This is a genomic window from Onishia taeanensis, from assembly GCF_003268885.1.
GTDB lineage: Bacteria > Pseudomonadota > Gammaproteobacteria > Pseudomonadales > Halomonadaceae > Onishia > Onishia taeanensis_A.
Window position 1 is genome coordinate 131,736 of sequence record NZ_QLSX01000010.1, and the last position, 21,059, is coordinate 152,794.

18 protein-coding genes are annotated in these 21,059 nt (G+C 57.9%); 13 read left to right on the forward strand and 5 right to left on the reverse strand.

All coding sequences use genetic code 11. The features are described 5' to 3' along the window. Positions 1-3 precede the first annotated feature (3 nt). Positions 4-933, reverse strand: a complete 930-nt coding sequence (gene rarD / locus BCL93_RS13795) for an EamA family transporter RarD (RefSeq protein WP_112055842.1) — start codon at positions 931-933, stop codon at positions 4-6. 179 nt (positions 934-1,112) lie between these two features. On the opposite strand from rarD, the gene BCL93_RS13800 reads away from it, so the two are divergent. Further along, on the forward strand, positions 1,113-1,916 hold the full coding sequence (locus tag BCL93_RS13800; RefSeq protein ID WP_112055843.1) for an amidohydrolase: 804 nt from the start codon (positions 1,113-1,115) through the stop codon (positions 1,914-1,916). Further along, positions 1,916-2,617: a pseudouridine synthase gene (locus BCL93_RS13805; protein WP_112055844.1), complete on the forward strand. Its 702-nt coding sequence runs from the start codon at positions 1,916-1,918 to the stop codon at positions 2,615-2,617. Before BCL93_RS13800 ends, BCL93_RS13805 begins: the two co-directional genes overlap by 1 nt. Before the next feature lie 298 nt (positions 2,618-2,915). Here the strand turns inward: BCL93_RS13805 and BCL93_RS13810 are convergent, their stop codons facing one another. Further along, positions 2,916-3,503 carry an outer membrane beta-barrel protein gene (locus tag BCL93_RS13810; RefSeq protein WP_112055845.1) on the reverse strand — a complete coding sequence of 196 codons (588 nt, stop codon included), beginning with the start codon at positions 3,501-3,503 and terminating at the stop codon, positions 2,916-2,918. A 79-nt stretch (positions 3,504-3,582) separates the two neighbouring features. Next, positions 3,583-4,044, reverse strand: a complete 462-nt coding sequence (locus BCL93_RS13815) for a hypothetical protein (RefSeq protein ID WP_181463103.1) — start codon at positions 4,042-4,044, stop codon at positions 3,583-3,585. Positions 4,045-4,238: 194 nt separating this feature from the next. Between BCL93_RS13815 and pyrC the strand changes: the two genes are divergently transcribed. Then, positions 4,239-5,279, forward strand: coding sequence for a dihydroorotase (gene pyrC / locus BCL93_RS13820; protein ID WP_112055846.1), 1,041 nt, complete (start codon positions 4,239-4,241; stop codon positions 5,277-5,279). 57 nt (positions 5,280-5,336) lie between these two features. After that, positions 5,337-7,775 carry an ATP-dependent helicase HrpB gene (gene hrpB / locus BCL93_RS13825; protein ID WP_112055847.1) on the forward strand — a complete coding sequence of 813 codons (2,439 nt, stop codon included), beginning with the start codon at positions 5,337-5,339 and terminating at the stop codon, positions 7,773-7,775. A 6-nt stretch (positions 7,776-7,781) separates the two neighbouring features. Here the strand turns inward: hrpB and BCL93_RS13830 are convergent, their stop codons facing one another. Both BCL93_RS13830 and BCL93_RS13835 read right to left on the reverse strand, forming a co-directional pair. Beyond that, positions 7,782-9,164: a pyridoxal phosphate-dependent aminotransferase gene (locus tag BCL93_RS13830; protein WP_112055848.1), complete on the reverse strand. Its 1,383-nt coding sequence runs from the start codon at positions 9,162-9,164 to the stop codon at positions 7,782-7,784. A 75-nt stretch (positions 9,165-9,239) separates the two neighbouring features. Further along, on the reverse strand, positions 9,240-10,199 hold the full coding sequence (locus tag BCL93_RS13835; RefSeq protein ID WP_181463104.1) for a MurR/RpiR family transcriptional regulator: 960 nt from the start codon (positions 10,197-10,199) through the stop codon (positions 9,240-9,242). A gap of 293 nt (positions 10,200-10,492) precedes the next feature. On the opposite strand from BCL93_RS13835, the gene BCL93_RS13840 reads away from it, so the two are divergent. The 9 genes from BCL93_RS13840 to BCL93_RS13880 all read left to right on the forward strand — a co-directional run bounded on the left by BCL93_RS13840 (position 10,493) and on the right by BCL93_RS13880 (position 21,019). Beyond that, positions 10,493-11,284, forward strand: coding sequence for a ZIP family metal transporter (locus BCL93_RS13840; RefSeq protein WP_220086287.1), 792 nt, complete (start codon positions 10,493-10,495; stop codon positions 11,282-11,284). A gap of 198 nt (positions 11,285-11,482) precedes the next feature. Next, entirely contained in the window at positions 11,483-11,686 is a 204-nt protein-coding gene (locus BCL93_RS13845) for a cold-shock protein (RefSeq protein ID WP_112055850.1), read from the forward strand. A gap of 527 nt (positions 11,687-12,213) precedes the next feature. Then, entirely contained in the window at positions 12,214-13,452 is a 1,239-nt protein-coding gene (locus BCL93_RS13850) for a polysaccharide export protein (protein WP_258396568.1), read from the forward strand. Between the two features lie 161 nt (positions 13,453-13,613). Next, positions 13,614-15,860, forward strand: a complete 2,247-nt coding sequence (locus BCL93_RS13855) for a polysaccharide biosynthesis tyrosine autokinase (RefSeq protein ID WP_258396569.1) — start codon at positions 13,614-13,616, stop codon at positions 15,858-15,860. 109 nt (positions 15,861-15,969) lie between these two features. After that, entirely contained in the window at positions 15,970-17,010 is a 1,041-nt protein-coding gene (locus BCL93_RS13860; RefSeq protein ID WP_309251236.1) for an NAD-dependent 4,6-dehydratase LegB, read from the forward strand. A 100-nt stretch (positions 17,011-17,110) separates the two neighbouring features. Further along, positions 17,111-17,737 carry a NeuD/PglB/VioB family sugar acetyltransferase gene (locus BCL93_RS13865; RefSeq protein WP_112055853.1) on the forward strand — a complete coding sequence of 209 codons (627 nt, stop codon included), beginning with the start codon at positions 17,111-17,113 and terminating at the stop codon, positions 17,735-17,737. Continuing rightward, positions 17,734-18,753 (forward strand): N-acetylneuraminate synthase, encoded by a 1,020-nt coding sequence (neuB, locus tag BCL93_RS13870; RefSeq protein ID WP_112055854.1) that lies wholly within the window; start codon positions 17,734-17,736, stop codon positions 18,751-18,753. Before BCL93_RS13865 ends, neuB begins: the two co-directional genes overlap by 4 nt. Then, on the forward strand, positions 18,750-19,946 hold the full coding sequence (neuC, locus tag BCL93_RS13875) for a UDP-N-acetylglucosamine 2-epimerase (RefSeq protein ID WP_181463105.1): 1,197 nt from the start codon (positions 18,750-18,752) through the stop codon (positions 19,944-19,946). The genes neuB and neuC overlap by 4 nt, the downstream gene beginning before the upstream one ends. Before the next feature lie 14 nt (positions 19,947-19,960). Beyond that, positions 19,961-21,019, forward strand: coding sequence for a sugar phosphate nucleotidyltransferase (locus tag BCL93_RS13880; RefSeq protein ID WP_181463106.1), 1,059 nt, complete (start codon positions 19,961-19,963; stop codon positions 21,017-21,019). Positions 21,020-21,059 lie beyond the last annotated feature (40 nt).

Here is a 21,059-nt window from a genome sequence, read left to right on the forward strand (position 1 = left end):
GCTCTACTTTTGGCTGGCAGCGGCGGGAGCAGTGCGGGCGCGAGACGACCAGGCCGACCATGAGTATAGCGCAAGGCCCACCCAGATCAGCAGAAAGCTCGCCAGTTGCAGCGGTGCCAGAGGTTCATGGAACACCAGCAGGGCGATGCCAAACTGGATGCTCGGGTTGATGTACATCAGAAAGCCGAGGGTAGCCAGGCGTAGCCGCCGGGCTGCACCGGCAAATGCCAGCAGAGGCAGGGCGGTAATCACCCCGCTGGTGATCAAGAGTGCCGTCTTGGTCGGGGTTTCCAGGAAGTGTCCGCTGCCCTGGACGCCTAGCCAGGCGACGGCGGCCAGGGCCACTGGGAATAGCAACAGCGTCTCGACGAATAGCCCCGACAGGCCATCCAGCGGCACCTGTTTGCGCAGCAGGCCATAGGTGCCAAAGGAAAAGGCCAGCGCCAGGGTGATCCAGGGCAGCTCGCCCAGGCCCACCAGCTGAATAACGATGGCAATGCCGGCGAGGATGACCGCCACACCCTGCAGGCGGTGCATTCGCTCGCGCAGCACCAGCATGCCCAGCGCCACATTGACCAGTGGTGTCAAAAAGTAGCCGAGACTTGCCTGCAGTACCTGACGGCTTTCCACGGCATAGATGTAGATGCCCCAGTTTATGGCGATCAACACTGCGCAAGCCAGCACTCGACCGAGGCGTCGGGGCTCTTTTAGAGCGCCGATCACGGGAGACCAGCGCCCCAGCACGCTGACCAGTATCACCAGAAACAGGCATGACCAGAGCACGCGATGGGGCAGAATCTCGAGGGCCGGCACGCCATCGAGGAGTGCAAAGAACAGCGGGAAACAGCCCCACATCACATAGGCGCCCAGGCCCAGCGTGACCCCCTTGGCAGCCTCTGGGTCTCGGGGTAAGGAAGTCGTCGTTTGTCCCATTGCTGCGTCCCTGCCTCGCCTTGGAAAAGCCCTAAGCTAGCATAACGCCTTCATCAGCCCCAGCCGATGTTGGTGGAACCGGCCCATTCCGGCTCTGTAATCGGCAGGCGCACGACGACACGAGGCGGCCGAGACCGTTACGATAGGGAGACACTGGCTTGATCAACGGAGGGCATGGCATGAGCGACTTGAGAACCACTCTGGTGCAGTGCGACCTGCGCTGGGAAGATCCCGATGCCAATTGTGAGATGCTCGAGGAACTGCTCGGCGAGCTGGGCTCGGCCGAGACGGATCTGATCGTGCTACCCGAGATGTTCGCGACCGGCTTCACCATGAACTCCAGGGAAATGGCCGAACCCATGGCCCAGAGCAGAACCGTTGCCTGGCTCAGGCAGCAGGCAAGGTCGCGTGGCTGTGTGGTGACAGGTAGCGTTGCCATCGAAGATGACGGCAGCTGTTACAATCGGCTGATATGGGCGCGGCCTGACGGCAGTATCACCCACTATGACAAGCGTCACCTGTTCCGGATGGCCGGGGAGCATGAGCGCTATGGTGCCGGTGATGAGCGAGTGATCGTCGAGCTCAAGGGCTTCCGTCTGCTGCTGTCAGTCTGTTACGACCTGCGCTTCCCGGTGTGGATGCGTCAGCATCCGGACCAAGGCGAGCATTTCGAGTACGACGTGCTGTTGTGCATCGCCAACTGGCCGGCCCCGCGCCGCCAGCCGTGGCGGACCCTGCTGGCAGCCCGAGCGATCGAGAATCTCGCGTTCGTGATCGGCGTCAATCGTGTTGGCGAAGATGCCAAGGGCCTTGCCTATGCCGGCGACTCCATGCTGCTGGACTTCAAGGGCGAGCCGATCGTCGATCGTCCCCGTGATCAGGCCTTCCTCCACACCGTGACTCTCGAGCGACAGCCGCTCGAGGATTTTCGCGACAAGTTTCCCGCCTGGCGGGATGCCGATGATTTTGAGGTTTCTTTTTAATGCGTTTGGACAAGTTTCTCAGCGACACCACCGACCTGACCCGCAGCCTGGCCAAGAAGGCCATGCATCGGGAAGAAGTCATGGTCGATGGTGTTGTCGTCAAGAACCCGGCTACCCAGGTCGGTTCGCACAACAAGGTAAGCTGGCTGGGCCAGACACTGGCGCTGGTTGGGGTGCGCTATGTGATGCTGCACAAACCCGCCGGCGTCGAGTGCAGTGCCCGTCGCGGCCTTTACCCACTGGCACATGAGCTCATCGAGCTGCCCAAGGCAGAGCGCATGAATACGGTGGGGCGCCTGGACGTCGACACCACCGGCCTGGTGCTGATGACTGACGATGGGCAATGGTCGCATCGGATTACTTCGCCTAAGCGGCGCTGCGAGAAGGTCTATGAGGTGACCCTCGCCGAGTCGCTGGAAGGTGAGGAGGCCCAGCGCGCGATCGAGGCATTCCAGGAAGGCGTGCTGCTTGACGGTGAGGAGCAGCCGACCAAGCCGGCTGAGCTGGAGATGCTTGGCTCCCATCAGGCCAGGCTGGTGCTGATCGAAGGCAAGTATCACCAGGTCAAGCGCATGTTCGCCGCCATTGGTCATCATGTGACGGAACTGAACCGTTCTTCGATCGGCCCGATCGAGCTGGATGCGGCGCTGGCTCCCGGTGAATGGCGCCATCTCAGCGAGGAAGAAATCGCCGCTTTTTAAGGGAATCTACACCGAGTAAGTATACCGTTATCTTACTCGGTATGATGTCGGTGTAAGAAGCCTTGGGTGAGTAGTCGTGGTTGAGTGGTTCTGGAAAGGTCGTGATTGAGAGCCCGTGCTAGAGAGGTCTCTGGTGGAGAGTTCCTTGATAGAGAGTTCCTTAATAGAGAGGTCTTTAATAGAGAGGTCGATGCAAGGAGGTTGAGCAGAGGATATTGGGAGCAAGACCTGCACAGAAAAACCAGGGAGAAGGGGCGCTGTCCGAGAGCGTGGATATCGTTTGGCCGGTCAACTTAGATTAAAACCGGAAAATCAGCGAGGCGGTGGCCATGGTCAGGTGGTCGAGGTCATTGGAGTCGATGACCTCGTATTCCAGTTGGCCTACCAAGGAGCGGTATAACCGCATGTTGGCTCCCATCCCGTAGATAGGAGCAGTACCGCCCATGGACCCTGACGACTCGGGGGAATCGATGCTGCCGCGCCATTCTGCAAGCCCCGATTTGGCAAAGACGCCGACACGCCCCATCTTCACACCGGCCAGCAGGCTGCCGTTCATGCTGATGGTATCGAGGAGGGTGGGAGAGCCATCGAGTGACACCGAGACATTGTTGCTCTCGAGGTAAGCAAGCTCTGCGCCAAATTCCAGGTGCGGAAGGCGAGAAAAGAAATAGCCGGCCATGACACGAAAGCCGGTGGTATCGCCGTTGGCGGTATTCACCTTGCTTCCGCCAATTGTCAGGCCATTGTCCAGAGCAATGCCTCCATCGTCGGTGTCCGCGTAGATCGAGCTGTTGTCAGATCTGGCAGCCAATGCCGTGGAGCTAATGCCCAGTAGACAGAGCAGCGTCAAATGGATCAGACAGCGGCTCAATGCGGGGGGCGTCATGTGATGTTCGCCTATGCTTGGACTCCGGTGGAGTCAGCCATTCATCGGCTTAAAGCTTAGTGCTCGGCACGAGGTTTATCTACTTTTTGTCATTCAAGGGCTTGGCGCCGTTGCCAGTTTTCCCCCTGAATTTGCTGCGCAGGGTGAACAGCAGCGACTTGAAGGCCTGCGTCAACACGAAGACAACCCAGCCGGCCGTCGCCAGGATATTGACCATCAGCATCTTCTGACTGCCGCTTAGCGGCGTGGTCAGAAGTCCCTCGACCACCACCGCAAAGAACAGCGCCATCAGCAAGGGCAGGGCGAAAAGGTGCATCTGCATTTCAGTGCGCCGACGGCGGACCCGGAAACGGCGCAGGGTGATGCGCATCGGGCGGTGGCCCCAACTGACCACCAGAATGGTCGCGACCAGGGTTAAAGCCGCCACCGTTGGCATCGTCGAGCCATCCCAGATCGAGAAACTGACCGACCAGGCCAGGGCCAGCCACATGGCGCCCTCCAGGGCGGCAATGATATCGGCTGACTGGCGAACCCTTGGCATGATGTCTCTCCCTGAATAAAGGCCACCATAATACGTAACCCGACGGGACTTGTCGCAAGCCCTTATCGCAAGCCTTGCTTTCCTGGAGACCGGTCTATCTCGCCAACACCCTGATTCGACGGATCGCTCAGGGGCCACGCAGTGAGGTCGAGACGTTATACTATGCCCCCGCCATCTACCACACAGGATCCGCCGTGAATCAGCTGACCATCACCACTCCCGACGATTGGCACCTTCACCTGCGCGATGGCGAGCCGCTTGAGGCGGTCTTGCCCTACAGCGCCCGCCAGTTTGCTCGGGCGATCATCATGCCCAACCTGACCCCACCGGTCACTACCACCGAGCAGGCCCTGGCCTACCGGGAGCGCATCCTTGCGGCGCTGCCCGAAGGGGCGAACTTCGAACCGCTGATGGTGCTCTACCTCACCGACAACACCCCGGCCGAGGAAATCGAGCGGGCCGCGGCCAGCGGTGTGATCAAGGCAGTCAAGCTGTATCCCGCCGGGGCAACCACCAACTCATCCTCTGGCGTCACCGACATTCGCCACTGTGATGCGGCCATTGGCGCCATGGCGCGCCTGGGCTTGCCGCTGCTGGTGCATGGCGAGGTAACCTCGCCGGAGATCGACATCTTCGATCGCGAGGCGATCTTCATCGAGCGGGTCATGGCGCCGCTGCTCGAGCGTCACCCGACCCTCAAGGTGGTGTTTGAGCACATCACCACGGCGGATGCGGTGAACTTCGTGCGTCAGGCGTCGGATAACGTCGCCGCTACCATCACCGCCCATCACCTGCTGTTCAACCGCAACCATATGCTGGTCGGCGGTATCCGTCCGCACTATTTCTGCCTGCCGGTGCTGAAGCGCGAGACCCATCGCGCAGCGCTGATCGAGGCGGCGACCTCGGGTTCGCCCAAGTTCTTCCTGGGCACGGATAGTGCCCCCCACGCCCGCGGGGCCAAGGAGTCGGCCTGCGGCTGTGCTGGCGCCTTCACCGCGCCCGCCGCTCTTGAGCTCTACGCGACGGCTTTTGAGCAGGCAGGGGCATTGGATAAGCTCGAGGGCTTTGCCAGCCACTTCGGCGCGGACTTCTATGGGCTGGCGCGCAATCAGGGCACGGTAACCCTGAATCGCGAGGACTGGCAGCTGCCTGGCGAGCTTGCCTATGTCGGTGATGACGTGATCGTACCGCTGATGGCGGGCGAATCGCTGTCCTGGAAACTGGCTGACGCCTGAAACACGCATGCCCCATGAACGACTGCCCTATGGCGACCGACGTATGATGGCTTTCTCATGACTGGCGCGCTCACTCTGCCCATCGAGGCCCGCCTGCCGGCTATCCGTGAAGCGCTGGCCGGACACCCCCGAGCCCTGCTGGTCGCCGAGCCCGGCGCCGGCAAGACCACTCGGGTGCCGCTTGCCTTGCTCGACGAGTCCTGGTGCCGTCAAGGCAAGCTGCTGCTGCTCGAACCGCGTCGCGTGGCGGCTAGGCTCGCCGCGCGCTACATGGCCGAGCAGCTCGGTGAGTCGCTTGGTGAGACGGTGGGCTATCGCATGCGCGGCGAGAGCCGGGTGGGACCAAACACCCGACTCGAGGTCATCACCCAGGGGGTGCTAACACGCCTCTTGCAGGACGATCCACTGCTCGAGGGCGTGTCCGGGATTATCTTCGATGAATTCCACGAGCGCAGCCTGGAGGCGGATCTGGGGCTGGCGCTGACCCTGGATGCACAGCAGGGACTGCGCGATGACCTGCGACTGCTGGTGATGTCGGCGACCCTGGACGTGGACGCGCTCAAGCAAGTGCTGGGCCAAGCGGCCCCGCTGATCGACTGTCCCGGCCGTTCCTATCCGGTGACGACTCATCACCGACCGGTGAATGTGCGTGACGATGCTGCCCGTCAGCAGGCGGTGGTCGTGCGCGAGGCGCTGGCTGAGAATGAGGGTGATCTACTGGTGTTCCTGCCCGGTGTCGGCGAGATTCGACGCCTGGCCCGGGCGCTGTCCAGCCTCCCGGACGATGTCGCGGTGCTCGAGCTGCATGGCCGTTTGCCGCTCACTGAGCAGCAGCGTGCACTTAGCCGGGATGACCAGGGCCGGCGCCGGGTGGTGCTGGCCACCGCCATCGCCGAGTCCAGCGTGACCGTCGATGGCGTGCGAGTGGTGATCGATGGCGGTTTCGAGCGGGTGCCGGTGTTTCAGGCGCGACTGGGGCTGACGCGTCTGGCCACTCAGCGACTCAACCGGGCCAGCGCCGACCAGCGGCGCGGCCGTGCCGCTCGCCAGGGCCCGGGGGTATGTTATCGACTCTGGGCCGATGAACAGCCGTTGCCGGCTCACGGTGATCCCGAGATATTACAGGCCGACCTGGCGCCGCTGGCCTTCGAGCTGGTGCGCTGGGGCATTCAGGATGCCGCGGCGCTCGAATGGGTCACGCCACCGCCCGTGGGCCCATTGGCCGCGGGTCGTGCCTTGCTTGAGCGTCTTGACGTGCTCGATGACGATCACCGGCTGACCTCGCTGGGGCGTGGCTGCATTCGCTGGCCCTGTCATCCGCGCCTGGCGGTGATGCTCGAACGGGCGAGTGAACTCGATGCCATGCCGCTGGCCTGCTGGCTGGCGGCGCTGCTCGAGTCACGCGCTGGCGGCGACGCGCGCGACCTTTCGGTGACGCTCTCGCAGTTGCCCGGTCGCGATGCCCGGGGCGCCGAGGCACAGTGGCTTCGCGATGCCAAGCGTCTGTCCGGCGTCGCCCAGTGCGGCCTCAAGGTGGCGTCGCTAGCGCCGTTGGGAGAACTGCTGGCGCTGGCCTATCCCGAGCGGGTGGCGCTCTATCAGTCGCCAGGGCGTTTCAAGCTGGCCGCCGGCAACCTGGCGCTGCTCGAGGCGAACCATCCGCTGGGACATGCCGAGGCGCTGGTGGCAGCGGAATTGGACGGCCAGGCTCAGGGCGCGAAGATCTATCGCGGCGCGGCATTATCCTTGTCACGGCTTGAAGCGCTTTTTCCTCAGACGCGCGAATTTCACCCCCGGCTTGAGTGGAGCGATGAAGAAGGACGACTGATCGGAGAGGATGTACGCTCGCTGGGTGAACTGGTACTCGAGCGACGGCCCTTGAAGGCCCTGCCCGCCGAGGCGGTCCGCGAGGCGTTGTTGTCGGCAGTTCGCCGACGTGGTCACCTGGCAGTCGATGCGGCGGCCGAGCAGCTGATGGCGCGCGTGGCCTTGCTCCGCCAGACCCTGGGTGACCCTTGGCCTGATTGGTCGCAGAAGGCGTTGCTTGCCGATCTTGATGTCTGGTTGGCGCCCTATCTGGATGGCGTGCGGCGGCTCGACAAGCTCGATCGCCTGCCACTGGCGTCAATCCTCCTGGATCGGCTCGACTGGCCTCAGCGCCAGACCCTTGATGACCAGGCGCCGACCCATTTGGCGGTGCCCAGTGGCTCCAGGGTCCGGCTCGACTATACCGGCGCCGAGCCGGTGCTGGCGGTCAAACTGCAGGAGCTGTTTGGCCTCGCGGAGACGCCGCGTATCGCCGGCGGGCGAGTGCCGGTGCTTTTACACCTGCTGTCGCCCGCGGGTCGTCCCCTGCAGGTCACTCGAGATCTAGCGAGCTTCTGGACCAACGGCTATTTCGAGGTGCGCAAGGACATGCGCGGGCGCTATCCCAAGCATCCCTGGCCTGAAGATCCATGGAATGCCCGAGCCACCGCCCGCACCAAGCAACGCTAGCCGTCGTTAGGTGTCTAGTCTGTTTGACCCGCTTTCGAGCGTCTTCACGAATGCCGTGATGGCGTGAATGCCGTCGCGGACCTTCTCGAGGCCTGGATGCGCGATCACGGGGCCCGAAGTGGTCAGCAGGGCGGCACCATCGAAATCGACGTAGGCCAGGCGGACCGTTAGCCGTTCGGCCGGGGCGCCGAAGGCGGAGCCGGGCAGCAGGGCCACGCCGCACTCATCCAGCAGGACTTCGGTCAACTCGCTGCCGGTGGTGATGCCGCGCTGGGCCAGGGCCTCGCGATGGGCTTCGAAATCCGGGTAGAGATAGAAACCACCGTCGGGCGCATGAGTGCGAATGACCGCGTCATCAAGTTTAGCGGCGGCCCACTGGCCGATCTCTGCAAGGATCTCTCGCTGGCGCGTGATGTAGGCATCCAGTGCCGGTGTGCGCTGGTAGGCCACGCAGGCAGCTTCCTGTATTGGGCTTGCGACGCTCGACCAGGTCTCGGACGCGATGCCAAGCAGCCGTGAGAATAGCGCCTCGCCAAGCGAGGCTGGCACATGCATGGCGCCCAAGCGCCAACCGCCCGCGCCACACCATTTCGACAGACCGGTGGTGGTCACTGTGCCTTCCGGGTAATCCCGTGCGAAGGCGCGATGGCTGCCGTCATGGTCGAGCACTCCGTATATCTCGTCGGATAGCACCAGCAGATCATGCCGCCTGGCGACGTCAGCGAGTTTGGCCTGTTCGGCATGATCAAGCGACAGGCCGGTGGGGTTGCCTGGCTGGTTGAGGATCAGCAGGCGGACTCGGTTGTCCGACTCTGTCTTTTCTCCCCTCATTACTCCTTTTTCGGTTGGGGCGCGATCGGCCAGGGCTGCTTCGAGTGCGGCGGCGTTGACCTGCCAGCGGCTCTCGAAACTGCACGTCAGGCGCCGGGTGGCGAGCTGGCACATCCGCGCCTGGGGCGCATAGGAGACCCAGGCCGGGTCTGGGATCAGCACTTCGGCGTCGGCAGGCAGCGCCTTCATCAGGGCGAACAGCAGAAGCTTCGAGCCCGGGGCCAGCAGCATTTCTCCGGCCTGCCAGTCGACGCCATCTACCTCGCGATGAAAGGCTGCTACCGCTTCGCGGGCTGAGGCTAGGCCCTGTACTGGCAGGTAGGCCTTGTCGGCGGCATGGGCGGCCAGGGCCTCGACGGCTGGTGTGAAGACCGGGAAGGGCGACTGCCCGAAACCGAACTTGATCACCCGCTGACCGCCGGCCTCGCGCAATCGTGACTGCTCGTTGATCAGCAGGGTGTCTGAAGCGCGTGGAGCCTCGCCGGCATTGAGCCGTTGAGTCAAAGTCGACGTGCTGGCGGATGCCGAGTCATGGTGGGCGGATGAAGAAGAGGGCATGTCAGCCTCCTGAGGCTTGGGCTCTTGTCGGGTGGTGTCTGTTGGGGGCGGGGTGACGTTGGTCGCGGGTCTGAGTTATTCGACGCCAAGGCGTGCAATCAGCGCCTCTCGGCGACGAATCCTCTTGATGGCGTCCGGTCCCAGGCGAGCGGCCAGTCGGGAGAGCAGCATTTCGACTAGCAGGAACAGTGAACTCATCGGATTGAAGAAAAAGGGCCCGCTCGCTGGGGCGACCAGCGTGTAGTCGCTCAACCCCGGGACTTCACCACGAGGATGGTTGGTCAGGCCGAGAATCGGCGTGCCCTGGTCGGCCGCCGCCCGGGCATAGGCCAGGGTGCTACGGCTCTCTGGGCGAAAGGCGATAGCGACGACGCAGTCCCGCTCGTCGAGATCCAGCGCGCATTCGACATCGACACCGGCGGTGGAGGCAATCAGTTGGACGCCATCGCGAAGATAATCGAGGTAGTAGGCTAGGTAGTGAGCGGCGGCAAAGCTCGCGCGTAATCCCACGACGTGCACTCGCCGGGCGCTAAGCAGCTGAGAACAGGCAGCTTCCAGGGTGGCGTTATCGAGTGCCTCCAGGCAGGCGGCAACATTGTCGTGCTCGGCCTGACAGAGGAACTGCTCCGGTGCCATGGCGCTTGAGGAGGTACTCTGTTTGGCATCACCGATCAGGCGCTGGGCACGGCTCGAATAGAAGCTGCTGTCGGCAAGATCCTCGCGGAAAAGCGCCTGAAAGGTCTTGAAGCCCTCGAAGTGCAGGGTTTTGCACAGGCGAGTCAGGGTCGAGGCATTGACGCCATGATCTTGAGCCAGCGTCGAGATGTTGTTCAGACCGACCTGCTGAGGCTGGGCCAGGAAACTTTCCAGCAGCGTCAGCGCCCGGGCCGAAAGCTTGGGGAGCGGCGCGTTTCGCCAGTGCTTATCGCCCCGCCGCGCAGCCTCTACCAGGCGTGCCAGTGTCGCAAGGTCGTGAGGGGGAAGTGCATCTTCAGAGGGCGAGTCTTCGGGCGATGCTTGGGGTAATGGGGGCATCGGGTATCCTCTAGCCAGCACTTGGGTATGACGGTAATGGTAATCTTTGTTTGCATAAACGCAAATATATTTGCGAAATATCGGTTGTGAGGCCTGCCCCGTACGATGAGACATCCCCGGGGCCTGTGGTCGGCGTCGGCGGATGAGAAGACTCTGGCTGCAAGAGCGGGACGCGTTAATTCCGATTGAATAACATCTTGTGTTCAACTCTGCCGGGGTCGCGTCCACCGTCAAGATGGACCGCCTATGCCAATCCTTTCGCTTTATGAAGATCTAGGAGACATGTTCGCCTCATGCCAGATATCAGCAGTTTATCTCCCTTGATGCTCGGCACGCTTGGCAGTCTGGTGGCCGGCCTGATGACGGCCGTCGGGGCTTTGCCCGTACTATTCGGCAGGATTCCATCGCCCGCCATGCGTGACCTGTCGCTGGGGTTTGCTGCTGGCGTCATGCTCTCTGCGTCTTTTTTCTCCTTGATCATTCCCGCCCTCGATGCTGCCGGTGGGCGATATGGGGAAGGAATGATCCCGGCGGCCATCGTGTCTGTGGCGATTCTTCTGGGTATTGGAGCGGTGGCACTGCTCAATGAGCTCTTGCCGCATGAACACTTCGAGAGCGGGCCAGAAGGGCCTGCGAGTGTGTCGCTGCGGCGGGTCTGGCTATTCGTCATGGCGATCACGATCCATAACTTTCCGGAAGGCCTGGCCGTGGGCGTCGGTTTCGGATCGGATGGGCTAAGCGGCGGGATGCCGCTTGCCATCGGTATCGGACTACAGAACATGCCGGAAGGCTTGGCAGTTGCTGTGGCACTGATGGGGGAGGGCTATCGGCGCCATCAGGCATGGGGCATTGCGGCTATCACCGGCCTGGTTGAATGCTTCGGCGGTCTATTGGGGGCGGGCATCACCACGCTGTCGTCATTGCTGTTGCCCTGGGGGCTTGCCTTTGCGGCGGGCGCCATGCTGTATGTCATCAGTCATGAAATCATTCCCGAAACGCATCGTAACGGTCACCAGAAAAAGGCGACCGCGGGCCTCTCGATCGGCTTGGTGATGATGCTCTTCCTTGACGTCTGGCTAGGTTGAGGCGGATAGGCGTACACGATGGTTGACCTCGGCGCTCAAAAGCTTCAAGGTGCACACAGTTGGTTAGCAAGCAGTAGAACGTCAGATGTAAGCGATCCCTTTGGTCGTGCTGGTGTATTTCTTTCTTGTTTACCCACTGCTCTATCGGGTAACACCCGGCAATTGTATCAACGCGCTAACAGCGCAAGGATCGTAAAAATGGCAACTGGCACAGTTAAGTGGTTCAACGACGCTAAAGGCTTCGGCTTCATCGCACCGTCCGACGGCGGCGACGATGTCTTTGCTCACTTCTCCGAAGTCAAAATGGAAGGCTTCAAGTCCCTCCAAGATGGTCAGGAAGTGACCTTCGAAGTGACCCAAGGTCAGAAAGGCCTGCAGGCTTCGAACATCCAGCCGGCGTAACGCCGCTGATCCTGGCATCGCCAGGCATTAGAGGCTTCTAGTCTCTTCAAACAAGGCCCGCGCAATGCGGGCCTTGTTGCGTCCAGGCCTTGGAATTGAAGAAGACCAAGGTCTATTACTCTGACAGCGGCTCGGACGCGCTGAGCGAGCTCCTCGGCCTAGACTCGCTTGATCTTGTAAGCCATGGCCGGAGGCACTCCTGTGGCTCACAGGCCTTGTCGATTTTACGACCGGGCCTACTAGGCTTTGATCACCGCCAGCCTGAACCAAGTCATTGATAAATAATTATTTATCTACTTGATCCTGTCATTGGTATCCAAGTAGACCCCCGCCTGCGCGAGCACCGCGATTAGATATCTCACACTCATTCGATGATGAAAATGATGATGTGAAATCCCAATAGTTTTGTAACCTAGTGAAAGAAATCTTCATTTATTGTAACTAAATTCCCTGGATGAAGGTGGCTACCCGACAGGTGGCTTGTGATCCGTTTGGCTGGCCGGGGTGATACAAAAAGATAAGAATATATGGCATTTCGCCAATACTGGAAACTGGTTTCAGTGGCGGTAGCGTGGTTTTATTTCGCAAGGGAGTACGTAATGGAAGAAATATTCCATGCTGGGGAAGTTCATAAAAGGGCCGTTGGAAAGTCTTATATTTCCATCAGTCTTTCTCTGTTGCTGTCAGTTATTATCTTGGCTTCCCAAGGCTGTGCCTTTGCGCCAGGAGGACATATAAGCTATGAGACTGACTCCCCTCCTATAGATGACTTAGTCGATATTAAGGCCATTACGCCTGAGCTCGTGGCGGCCTATCGGAAAGATATCAATGGCGACATTGCTAGCTTGGTTCCACCTGAGATTCAGCAAGAGCTCGATGACTATCAATACCTCGTCGGGCCAGGGGATATTCTGAGTATCATTGTTTATGATCATCCGGAACTTACCATTCCGGCCGGCGCCGAGCGCAGCGCTGCGGAAACCGGGAATACCGTACATCCGAACGGGACAATTTTCTATCCTTATATCGGTAGCGTTCGTGTTGCAGGTAAGTCGTTGGATGAGATTAGGCGGCTTATTACTACCAACCTGTCTAATTACATCAATGATCCACAAGTTGAAGTCAATATCGCCGCCTACCGTTCCAAGAAGGTCTATGTGAGTGGTGCAGTCACTTCGCCAGGAACGTTGCCGATTACCAGCGTGCCCTTGACGGTGCTTGACGCGATGAGTCAAGTCGGTGGCGCCACCGAGAATGCCAACTGGCACAGTGTGATACTCAATCGGAAGGGCGGTAAGCAGGAAATCTCCCTGTATGCCTTGTTGCGGCAGGGCGATCAGGCGCAGAACCTGTTATTGAAGGATGGAGATGTTCTCCATGTGTCGACTCTTGAGAATCAGAATGTCGCCGTGCTCGGTCAGGTACGCACCCCCGGTAATCTAGCCCTCGGCAATGAGCGGATTACATTGACAACGGCCTTGGCAAGAGCTGGCGGTGTCATTGAAACAACCGCAAAGCCCTCCGGAATATTCGTGATACGGGTGCAGCCTCCAGAGAGTGATAAGCTGGCTACCGTTTATCAGTTAGACATCAGCAATGCCGCTGCATTGACTATGGGAACTCACTTCCCGCTACAACCAAAAGATGTAGTTTATGTGACGGCTGCGCCACTGGCTCGCTGGAACAATGTTATCAGTCTGCTGTTGCCCACGGCTGTGCTTCCTATCACTATATCTGATGCCAACAATGGACTCGAAGGCCTGTAGTCATCAGTTAGCCAGTCTGTCTGGATCGTGCTAGTGAACAATCTGTTATTTATTGCTATGGGTTGATGTCTAAACAACATGTTTTATACCGTCGATCGGTTTTCTTTGCAGGTATCTATAAGCGAAGATTAACCAGGCACAAAGGCACCGTTATGACTAAGATGCAGCAGATTCCCAATGTGCCTCATGAAAATACAGATATAGACATTTCCCGCTTGTTAGCCATTATGCTGGATAATAAGTGGTTGATATTGTCTGTTGCATTCTTGTTTTTCCTAGGTGGGGCCGTTTATGCTTTCATGTCGAAACCCGTGTATAGGGGAGATGCGCTGGTTCAGATAGAAAAGCGTTCTTCCGTTAACCCTCTCGGGGACCTAAAAACGGTGATGGGAGAAGAAAAGAAAAGTTCATCTGTAGAAGTTGAAATTCTACGCTCCAGGATGGTGTTAGGAAGAGTTGTTGATCAGATGAACCTTGATACTATTGTCGTTCCACATACGCTTCCTCTCGTTGGAAAGTATGTCCAAAGGAAAAATATATCTCGCCCTAGCACTTCCTCAATACCAGCCCTGAACAAGTTTTTAGAGCGCTATAGTGATTATCTCCCTTTTTCCAATGAGATTGAGGCCTCTGTATGGGGTGGTGAGAGCATTAACGTTGGGCTTTTCTCGGTTGAAGATGCGCTACGAGGTCGATCTCTGACATTGAAATCCTTGGGGCAAGATGGCTATCAACTTCTGCTTGGCGATGAACTGCTGGGTAAGGGCGTAGCGGGAGAGAAAGCCAGCTTTATGGAGGGGGCTATAGAACTGCGAGTGGCAGAGATGGTGGCACCAGAGGGAGCTGAATTTACGCTGACCAAAGCACTGCGGTCGGTTGCAATACAGTCTCTGGCTTCCAGGCTCTCCGTCGCTGAAACAGGAAGTGGTTTCGTTGGCAATGCTGGTATGCTCCGCTTGACATTGACGGGTACGGATCGTGAGGAAATACGCCGCTTGCTGGACGCCATCAGTGAAAATTTCTTGATGCAGAATGTTGAGCGGCAGTCGGCACAAGTAGATCAGAGTCTGGCATTTATTGACGAACAGGCACCGGAGCTCCGTACCCAGTTATCCAGTGCCGAAGACAAGTTGAATGAATATCGTGTCAAGATGGATAGCGTAGATCTTGACTCGGAGTCTCAGTCAGTCATTGCTCAATTGATTGATGTGGAGAAAAAGTTGAGCGAAGTGGAGTTTCAAGAAGCAGAGATGGCGCAGCGTTTCACTCGGAATCATCCTGCTTACCAAGCGTTGATTCGGCAAAAAAGCTTCCTGAGGAATGAGCGAGATCGGCTTAATGCGCGTGTTGAGAAGATGCCCGCCGCTCAGCAGGAAGTTGTCAGGCTGACCAGGGATGTGGAAGTCACGCAAGCGATATATGTAAACCTTATAAATCGATACCAGGAGTTGCGTTTGGCAAAGGCCGGTACAATTGGCAATGTCCGTATTATCGATTCTGCTCAGGTTAGCCCAAGCCCGATTACGCCGAAGAAAATGTTAATTATAATGTCCGCCACTTTACTAGGTGCGACCTTGTCCATCGGTGTGGTATTGCTGCGTGCCTTTGTCAATAGAGGGGTAGAGGTTCCCGAGCAGCTAGAAAGTATCGGCCTGCCAGTTTATGCTACCGTGCCCTTATCGGATGATCAGTTGAAGTTGGTGAGAAAAAGCAGAAGCCATTCTCGAAATGGAAATGTGATCAAAGGTATTCTTTCAGCCGAAAGCCCAACGGATATTGCAATCGAGGCGCTCAGAGGACTTCGAACTAGCTTGCACTTTGCCATGATGGAGTCAAAAAATAAATGCATTATGATATGCGGACCAAGCCCTGAGGTTGGCAAGAGTTTTGTGGCGATGAATCTGGCAGCTGTTTGTGCTCAAGCAGGTAATAGGGTCTTGCTTATCGACGCCGACATGCGGAAAGGGAATATTCACAAAGCATTCGGCGGGCATTCGGCAGAGGGGCTTTCAGATTTCCTGTCAGGGAAGGTTGAATGGAAGAAGTTGGTTCGTGATACGAGTATTGAAGGACTTTCTTATGTTTCTCGGGGCTTAGTGCCGCCCAATCCTTCAGAGCTTTTAATGCAGGACAGGTTTGGTAGTTTTCTGGAGGATGCTGGCAAAGATTACGATCTGATTGTCATTGACACGCCACCCGTTCTAGCTGTTACAGATAGCGTGATAGTGGGCAAGAAGACAGGGACTTCCCTCATGGTTGCGCGTTATAGGCATAACTCACCAAAGGAGATAAAGCTGGCGTTGCGTCGATTCGAGACATCTGGCGTAGAAGTGCGAGGGTTTATTCTTAATGCGCTGGAGGGAAAGGCTAGGATTAACTACGGCTATTATAATTACGCCTATAAATAAAGTGTTTTTAAGGAATCTAATTTCTTGCCGGCTCCAAATGATAGTGTCCTGCATGATCACGTTGGAAAATTTGGGTGGGGTGTGACGTTTTTTGTATAAGTGTCATACGGTGAATTCCTGGAAGATAGTGATAATTAAAATGAATCTAAAAGGAAAGAAAGTTCTCGTCACAGGTGCGGATGGCTTTATCGGCTCTCATCTTGTAGAAGCTTTGGTAAGTCAGGGATGTTCCGTTCGAGCCTTTGTGATGTATAACTCCTTCAGCTCCTGGGGATGGCTTGACCATTGTGAGCCCGGTGTTCGCAATGAACTGGATATATTTGCTGGAGATATACGAGACCCGAATGGTGTTCGCCAGGCCATGAAAGGGTGCGACGTCGTCTTCCACCTTGCTGCCCTCATCGCCATTCCCTACTCCTACCACTCGCCCGATACTTACGTCGATACCAATATAAAGGGCACATTGAACGTTGTGCAGGCAGCGCGGGATTTGGACGTGGCGAAGGTCGTGCATACGTCTACCAGCGAAGTGTATGGAACGGCACGTTACGTACCCATTCACGAAGAGCACCCTCTGCAAGGGCAGTCACCTTATTCCGCGTCGAAGATCGGGGCTGACCAACTTGCGTTGTCGTTCCAGCGTTCGTTCTCTACGCCAGTGGCGCTGATTCGTCCGTTCAATACCTATGGACCACGCCAATCGGCCCGGGCCGTGATTCCCACCATTATCACTCAGCTCGCATCCGGCGCGCGCCGACTGAGCCTCGGTGCATTGCACCCGACCCGAGATTTCAGTTTTGTCTCCGACACTGTGGCCGGCTTCATGCGCGTGGCGGAGTGCGATGCTGCCGTGGGTGAAGTGATTAATGTCGGCAGCGGCTTTGAAATCAGCATCGGGGATACCGCCGGCCTGATTGCCGAGCTGATGGGCTGTGAGATCGACATCGGCATCGATGAGCAGCGGTTGCGTCCTCAAAATAGTGAGGTGGAGCGGCTCTGGGCAAGCACCGAGAAGGCCGTTCGGCTGCTGGGTCACCAACCCGAGCATGGAGGCTTGGATGGATTGCGTCGTGGACTAGAGAAGACCATCGCCTGGTTCACCGAGAGTGAGAACCTGAGCCATTACAAAGCGCACCTCTATAACATTTAGGCGCTGTCTGGAAACTGCCTGAGCTCGCCGACGTTTCAGACAAGGTTAGCACCGATATCAAGCGCACTGCTGTTGTGCTGTTGAATAGCCAGGAGAGCCAGTGAGTGAATTTTTCGTAGTCGGGGGCGGTGGCCACGCCCGGGTGTTGATTCATGGGCTTCTGAAGTTGGGGCATCAGGTCTATGGCTATACGGCGTTGCACGATGAAGGAAGACTGATGGGCGCTCGTTATCTGGGCACCGACTTGTCATTTCATGAAATTGAGACTCATCGATCTGCATCTGCGGTACTTGGGATGGGGAAGGTATCGGTAGAAGGGCCACGGCTCGCAAGCTTCGAGCAATACCGGGCCCGTGGTTTCAGCTTTCCGGCCATTTATATGGTGGGCGCTACTGTGCATGACGATGTTCGTGCCGGAGCCGGGACCGTCGTTCTGGATGGAGCTGTGGTCGTCACCGGTAGTCGCCTGGGTCAGGCCTGTATCGTCAATACCCGTGCCACGGTCGACCACGACTGCGAGCTGGGTAATGACGTTCATGTTGCTCCGGGCGCCACCCTCAGCGGCGGTGTTGTGATCGGTGATCACTGCATGATCGGAGCGGGCGCCACCATCATTCACTCCGTTCGGGTATGTGCGGGGTGTTTGATTGGTGCCGGCGCTACCTTGACTCGCGACATAACCACTCCGGGAACTTATGTCGGCGTTCCAGCCAGGAGAATCTCATGAGCGCTTCACCTTCCACCTTCGTGATCGCTGAGGCCGGGGTGAATCACAATGGCTCCTTGGACATGGCCATCGAACTTGTCGATACCGCCAAGCAGTGTGGGGCCGATGCCGTCAAGTTCCAGACCTTCAAGGCTGATCGCCTGGTGACTCGCAATGCCGCTAAGGCGGCCTATCAGCATCAGGCCGTGCCGGGGTCGAACTCCCAGTATGCGATGCTGAAGGCCTTGGAGTTGACGGATGACGACTTCCGGCATCTTCATTCCCACTGCTTGGACATCGGCATCGAGTTCCTGTCCAGTCCCTTCGACGCCAGCAGTGCCATCTTCCTGGACGCGCTAGGCATGCGTCTGTTCAAGGTTCCCTCTGGGGAGATTACGAACCTGCCTCTCCTGAAGTGCATCGGAGGCTTCGGCAAGCCGGTAATCCTGTCGACCGGCATGTGTTACTTGGCGGAGGTCGAGGTTGCCCTGAACCTCTTGAAAGAGGCCGGGGCGGGGGACATCACGGTACTGCACTGCGTCACCGAATATCCGGCTCCCTATGCTGAGATTAACCTGCTGGCGATGAACACTCTCGCGAGTGCCTTTGGTGTCAGCGTGGGCTACTCCGATCATACGGCAGGTAATGAAATTCCTATCGCTGCCGTGGCCATGGGCGCCCGTGTGATCGAGAAGCACTTCACTCTGGATACCACCTTGTCGGGCCCCGACCATGCAGCTTCCCTGGCACCGGCGGATTTCCGCCAGATGGTTCAAGCCATTCGTCATGTTGAAAGCGCCCGTGGCGACGGCCGCAAGTGTCCGGCCCCTTGCGAGCGTCCCAATCTCGATGTAGTCCGCAAGAGCATCGCGACGGAGTGTCCGATTGCCGAGGGGGAAGTCATCACCCTGGAACACTTGGCATTGAAGCGGCCGGGGAGTGGGCTTGCGCCCAGCCAACTCGAGATGGTCGTGGGGCGCCGTGCGTCTCGCACCATCGCTGCCGATGAACTCCTCGGCTGGGGAGACCTGGTGTGAGCAGTCGACGTATATGGGTCCTATCGACCACTCGTGCCGACTATGGCCTGCTTTATTGGCTGTTACGCGAGATCGACGAGGACCCCGAGCTGGAGCTGATGCTGACGGTCAGCGGGTCCCACCTGTCGACCGAATTTGGTGAGACCGTTCGCGAGATTGAGCGCGATGGTTTCCGTATTCATCGCCGTCTTGAGGTACTGCTGTCTTCTGATAGCCGCACGGCGATGGTCAAAGCGATGGGACTGACCATGCTGTCCTGTGCCGAGTCCTTGGCGGAGGATCGCCCTGATCTGCTGGTGTTATTGGGAGACCGGTTCGAGATCGTACCGGTAGCACTCGCCGCGGTGGCGCACGGTATTCCTCTGGTGCACCTGCACGGTGGCGAAACCAGCCGTGGTGCCCTCGATGAGTACTTCCGTCACGCTGTCACCAAACTTGCCAATATCCATTTTCCTGCGACCGAGGTGTATAGGCGCCGCATCATTCAGATGGGAGAGGACCCGGCATGGGTGTTCAACTACGGTGCGCCGGGCCTGGATCACCTTCATCGCAGTGAGCCGGTTAGCCGCGATGCCTTGGAAGAGGTCCTCGGCATATCGCTGGACCGGCCAACGGCCATCGCGACCTTTCATCCCGCCACCAGCGATATGACGGCCGGCTGCAGGTCACAGGTAGCAAATCTGCTGGAGGCACTCGAGGCGTGTGACAACCTCCAGGTGGTTTTCTCCAAGGCCAATGCCGATATCCAGGGGCGGGATATCAATCTAGCGCTGGCTCGCTGGTGTGCAGATCATCCTGATCGCAGTCGCCTTTTCGACAACCTTGGACCACTGGTTTACCAGGGGTGCCTTCGCCATCTCGACCTGATGTTGGGTAACTCCTCAAGTGGTCTCGTTGAAGCGCCGTCTTTTGGGCTTCCTGTGGTGAATATCGGGTCTCGCCAGGAAGGTCGCTTAGCCGCCGCCAATGTCATATCAGTGGACAATCGAGTCGACGAGATTCGTCGGGGCATTGCCCTTGCCCTGAGCCCCGAATTTCGAGCGCAACTCATCCATCTGCAAAATCCCTATGATCGCTACGGCGATGGTTGGACCTCGCGACGGATAAAAGAAACCTTGAAGGTTGTTCCTCTTGATACCGGGGTGACCAAAAAAGGATTTATCGATGCCGCTATGGCAGCCGGGAACGAATGAGGGGAGGTTATACGATGTTCGACTCACTTTTGATTGATGAGCATCGCAAGGTCCTTGCGGCGTTACACCAACTGGAAGAGACCCGGCGTAAGATTCTCTACGTCACCAATGAGGAAGGCCAGTTGCGTGGGACACTAACAGATGGTGACGTGCGGCGTTGGATTCTGGGTGGTGGAGACCTGGAAGGGCAGGTCGGCGATGTGTGCAATCACATTCCCTATTCTGCGCGTGAAGGCTATCGAATGGCTGATATCGAAAGTGCCATGTCGACGCACAAGATCACATCGGTGCCGGTGCTGGATGACGATAATTGCATCATCGATGTTTTATTCTGGGAAGACCTCTTCCAAAAGGAAGGTAGCATCAAGAAGCAGGAGCCCCTCGCGTTACCGGTTGTCGTCATGGCCGGTGGGAAAGGCTCTCGGCTTGCTCCTTTCACCAGCGTATTGCCCAAGCCGCTGATTCCGGTCGGAGAAAAGACCGCTATCGAGATGATCATCGACTCATTCGTCCAGTGTGGTGTCGATGATTTTTATCTGTCGGTCAATTACAAGTCGAAGTTGATTCAGGCCTATTTCGAGGAACTTGAACCGTCCTATCGCATTAGCTATATCCATGAGGAAAAGCCACTGGGGACGGGGGGTGGCTTGCATGCACTGATTGGTCGCTTTGAAGGCGATCTTATCGTGACCAATTGCGATGTCATTATCAAGGCGGACTACCATGCCCTGATGGCACATCACGGCCAGGAGAATAACGACATCACCATGGTTGTGTCACTGCGCCATTACGATATTCCTTATGGCATCTGTGACATTGTCGATAACGGCCAGCTCTGCGAGATGCGGGAAAAGCCCCATTACAACTTCCTGGTTAACACCGGACTTTATGTGCTCAAGTCCTCGGTTCTCAATCTGATTCCCGAGAATCAGTTTTACCACCTCACCGATTTGATCCAGGACGTCAAAGAGCGGGGTGGACGTGTCGGCGTTTACCCCATTAGCGACAAGGCCTGGTTGGATACCGGTGAATGGCAACAGTACTGCGAAACCATGGCGCAGCTACGCGCTTGATGCCTCTCCGTGACAGCCTCTGCATGTCCTTTGTTTGAAG

Coding starts and splice junctions, on each gene's coding strand:
- rarD (WP_112055842.1), bottom strand. CDS start 933: ATGGGACAAACGACGACTTCCTTACCCCGAGACCCAGAGGCTGCCAAG.
- BCL93_RS13800 (WP_112055843.1), top strand. CDS start 1,113: ATGAGCGACTTGAGAACCACTCTGGTGCAGTGCGACCTGCGCTGGGAA.
- BCL93_RS13805 (WP_112055844.1), top strand. CDS start 1,916: ATGCGTTTGGACAAGTTTCTCAGCGACACCACCGACCTGACCCGCAGC.
- BCL93_RS13810 (WP_112055845.1), bottom strand. CDS start 3,503: ATGACGCCCCCCGCATTGAGCCGCTGTCTGATCCATTTGACGCTGCTC.
- BCL93_RS13815 (WP_181463103.1), bottom strand. CDS start 4,044: ATGCCAAGGGTTCGCCAGTCAGCCGATATCATTGCCGCCCTGGAGGGC.
- hrpB (WP_112055847.1), top strand. CDS start 5,337: ATGACTGGCGCGCTCACTCTGCCCATCGAGGCCCGCCTGCCGGCTATC.
- BCL93_RS13830 (WP_112055848.1), bottom strand. CDS start 9,164: ATGCCCTCTTCTTCATCCGCCCACCATGACTCGGCATCCGCCAGCACG.
- BCL93_RS13835 (WP_181463104.1), bottom strand. CDS start 10,199: ATGCCCCCATTACCCCAAGCATCGCCCGAAGACTCGCCCTCTGAAGAT.
- BCL93_RS13840 (WP_220086287.1), top strand. CDS start 10,493: ATGCCAGATATCAGCAGTTTATCTCCCTTGATGCTCGGCACGCTTGGC.
- BCL93_RS13845 (WP_112055850.1), top strand. CDS start 11,483: ATGGCAACTGGCACAGTTAAGTGGTTCAACGACGCTAAAGGCTTCGGC.
- BCL93_RS13850 (WP_258396568.1), top strand. CDS start 12,214: ATGGCATTTCGCCAATACTGGAAACTGGTTTCAGTGGCGGTAGCGTGG.
- BCL93_RS13855 (WP_258396569.1), top strand. CDS start 13,614: ATGCAGCAGATTCCCAATGTGCCTCATGAAAATACAGATATAGACATT.
- neuB (WP_112055854.1), top strand. CDS start 17,734: ATGAGCGCTTCACCTTCCACCTTCGTGATCGCTGAGGCCGGGGTGAAT.
- BCL93_RS13880 (WP_181463106.1), top strand. CDS start 19,961: ATGTTCGACTCACTTTTGATTGATGAGCATCGCAAGGTCCTTGCGGCG.